Source organism: Romboutsia sp., from assembly GCF_035470145.1.
Classification (GTDB): domain Bacteria; phylum Bacillota; class Clostridia; order Peptostreptococcales; family Peptostreptococcaceae; genus Romboutsia_D.
On record NZ_DATIRC010000177.1, the window covers coordinates 1 to 3,443 of the forward strand.

A 3,443-nucleotide genomic window follows, 5' to 3' on the forward strand; every position below is an offset into this window, starting at 1 on the left:
AATAAAGCGTGACCTATGAATCCACCAGCTATACTGACAACTGCACATCCAGCCGCAGCTATTAAAGCTCTTGGTCCGTTTTGTGCAACTGATATTGCAAATCCAGCTATTGGAGTTGCAGTACCTGGAGTACTTACTTCAAGTCCCATTATAGCAACTATTACACCAGACATAGCTCCACCTATGAAGTTAGTAACATATACTGGTATTGGGTTAGCAGATATTATATCTGATTGAGTTAAAGGCTCTATAGCAACAGCTATTGTATCTTTTCTTGAACCAAACTTCATTTTTGAGAAGAATACATAGTTCATGAAAGAAGAACCGAATACTGATAATGCACCTATTGCCATTGGAACACCTGTTAAACTTATTATAGCAGTTAAAGCCATTGAACTTAAAGGAGCAGTTGCAACAACTGTTATTAATCCTCCTAATATTATCCCCATAACTATTGGAGAAGCATCAGCAGCTTGTATTAAAACTTGTCCTATTTGAGTTAATGTACCATTAACTATAGGGTTCATAAACATTGCTATACCTCTTGCCATTGGAGCAGCTACTAATATTATAACTATTAAATCAAGACCAGCAGGTATTTTTTCTTCTAAGAACTTAACTACATAAGCAACTAAGTAACCAGCTATAAATCCTGGAAGTATACCGAATCCTGAAACTGATAAACCAACTAATACAGCATATACTGGAGATACACCTAATGCAAGTGGAACTAATATAGCAGCAGCTACACCACCTAAAGAACCGTTAGCTCCTCCGACAGCTTCTAAGAATTTTATGTTCATAACTTCACCAAAGAATGCGAAGTGGAAAGCTTCAACTAAGAAACTTGCGCAAGCAGCACTTGCTAATGCACCCATTGCTTTCATACCATTAGGCGCTTTGTAACTAAATAATGTGAATAATGCCAATACTGCTAATAATAAACCAGTACCTGTTAAAATTTGTAACATTTTGTTTCCTCCTAAGATGTAAATAATATAGTGCTACCAACTTAATGGTAGTGTTTTCCTTGTTTGTATTATTATTCAAACAATTCACTCGATTGATTTAATTATAAATCAAAATTCGACAAATGTAAACAGTTTTTAATGAGAAAAAATTGGATTTTAAAGAAAAATGGCATAAAAACTTAAAAAGTATAGAACGAAATAAATATTTTGTTTTATAAAAATTAATTTGTAAAGTAGTAATATAGTCATTTATTAGATTAGTAACATAAAAAAAGGTTGCATACAAAAAACATAAAATAATTTATAAAATAATGATTAAATTTAAAATTAAATACCGTTTTCAAGCATTAGGGTTTAGATTATTGTATTAATTTATTATCTTCATATTTGCAAATAATTGCAATTTCAAATCCACCTCGTATCATAATCTCTGATTTATTATTTCTAGTAAAGCAACATATAAGTATTGCGCTATCTTTTAAATAATTATCTATTATATTACGTGATTTATCATCTATAATAAATTTTTTAGTTTGATTTGTCATATTCCTTCCTCTTGTATATTAAGTTCTTATAAATATATTATTTTATGATATTTGTAAAACTAGTGTTAAATAAAAATGTACATTAGATTTTTAAAAGAAAGCAATTTTTACATGTAAATATGATAATAAATTAAAATAAGGAATATTTTACATATGATAATTGAATGGTTACTGCATAACATAATATTGAAACTCAACAAGGAGGGAAATAATATGAAAAAAGGTATAATCCCAGTGACATTAGGAACAGCGGTAACAATGGCAGGACTTGCAGTAGATGTAAGACAATCTAAAAGAAGGAATTTTAATAAAAGAGACTACAATAATATGACAGGAGCTTTATTAGTAGGAGCAGGAGTGGCACATATTGCACTAGGAACAATAGGTATGATAAAAGAATAATAAATACACTTATAGTAATTATTAAATGTTATAATAATAAACTAATGTTTTGACGTGGTTTATTATTTATAAAAGTTAAAACAGATTATATATTTTAGGTATAGAATAGATAATTAGAATATTATTTGTTCTATGCCTTTTTACATGCTAAGGAATTAAAATTTACCTAGTTTGTGGATAAATTATAACCTCAACTCCTAAACTTAAGAAAATCTAGAATCTATCATACCAATGTAGTCAGGAAGTAGTTTCATATCTATAAATTTTCATTAGATTGCATCAGCTAACTTTAGCAAGTCGATAAAAACATTATAATGAAGTGAAAATAGGTGAATTTATCGAAGGGGACATTATGATACAAGGTGGAAATGTAGATTATGAAAATAAATTATCTTTATAATAGAATAAAAAATAGCTTCCGAAAGGGAGCTTTTTAAATTATAGAGAATTACTTGAAGCGAATTTTAAGCAACGGAATAAATTGAACGAATGTGAAAACTATTCGTTGGCGCGATGAACGAAGTGAATTTTGTGTAAATATATATATTATGATACAATAAATACAACAGAGATTACAATTTATGGAGGCAAAAAATGAAAGGAAATGAAAGACTAGAAAAATTTCTAGAGTTGCAAAATAAAAATATAGAATTTGAAGATATATCAAAAGAGATAGGGATAAGTGTAAAAACACTTAGAGCATTTCTAAATAGAAACGGATATAAACTGAAAAATGGAAAATATGAAATAAAAGAAGATAGTAAGGTTAACCAAATAGAGTTTCAAGATATGAATAAAGATGAAAAAAATGGAAAAGTTAACTCTAAAAATACTAAAGATAAAGAAAAGAAAGTAAGTAACAAAAAAAATACAACGAAAGCAAAAACGCAAGAAAGTGCGAAAAATAATTCTAAATTAGATATATCTATGAAAGAAAAAAATAAAAATACTTTAAAAGTAAAAAAAGATAAAAAAATAAATATGACAGTTGAGGATATGGACAAACTATGTGAAGTATATGACTGGTATATGCAAGTAAAAGATTATAAATGCATGAAACCTAAAAAAACATCTCCTAAAAAGGATATAAATATAGAAAGGAACAATACAAATGATTTGAAAAATACTAGTATAAGAGTAGATAAAACAACATGGCAAGATTTTGAAAGATTATGTAGTAATTCACAGTTTAGTAAGCAAGAAATACTAACTCAAGCATTAAAAGATTTTATGAAAGAGTATAAACATCTAATATAAGTCCTGTAGTTATAAAAAATATAAATGAAAAATATAATGATTTTCTTGCAAAATGAGAATATAATTATATTAATATTTAAATATGAGGAGCATAAGAAATGAAAAGAATTTCAAAAAGATCATATTTATTAGTAGTCATATTATTAATTAATGTTGTAGCAATTAGTGGATGTAAGAATGAAAATATTAATAATAAAAATAATGATAAATCTATACGTGATATAGAAATAAATGAGAACGATGCATAAGCAATAGGAATTAGCAATAC

5 protein-coding genes are annotated in these 3,443 nt (G+C 27.3%); 3 read left to right on the forward strand and 2 right to left on the reverse strand.

From position 1 onward, the window contains the following. Both VLM92_RS07365 and VLM92_RS07370 read right to left on the reverse strand, forming a co-directional pair. Positions 1–971, reverse strand: a 971-nt coding sequence (locus VLM92_RS07365; RefSeq protein ID WP_325275691.1) for a PTS sugar transporter subunit IIC, incomplete at its 3' end; no start/stop codon positions are given. 359 nt (positions 972–1,330) lie between these two features. Continuing rightward, entirely contained in the window at positions 1,331–1,516 is a 186-nt protein-coding gene (locus tag VLM92_RS07370) for a hypothetical protein (RefSeq protein ID WP_325275692.1), read from the reverse strand. A 213-nt stretch (positions 1,517–1,729) separates the two neighbouring features. Between VLM92_RS07370 and VLM92_RS07375 the strand changes: the two genes are divergently transcribed. The 3 genes from VLM92_RS07375 (at position 1,730) to VLM92_RS07385 (ending at position 3,423) form a co-directional block, all read left to right on the forward strand. Next, the gene (locus tag VLM92_RS07375; RefSeq protein WP_325275693.1) at positions 1,730–1,918 is read left to right on the forward strand and encodes an asparagine synthase; all 189 of its coding nucleotides are present in this window, start codon (positions 1,730–1,732) and stop codon (positions 1,916–1,918) included. 594 nt (positions 1,919–2,512) lie between these two features. Next, complete coding sequence (locus VLM92_RS07380) at positions 2,513–3,175, forward strand: DNA-binding protein (RefSeq protein ID WP_325275694.1); 663 nt, start codon at positions 2,513–2,515, stop codon at positions 3,173–3,175. Between the two features lie 98 nt (positions 3,176–3,273). Next, the gene (locus VLM92_RS07385) at positions 3,274–3,423 is read left to right on the forward strand and encodes a hypothetical protein (protein ID WP_325275695.1); all 150 of its coding nucleotides are present in this window, start codon (positions 3,274–3,276) and stop codon (positions 3,421–3,423) included. The last annotated feature ends 20 nt before the right edge of the window (positions 3,424–3,443 follow it).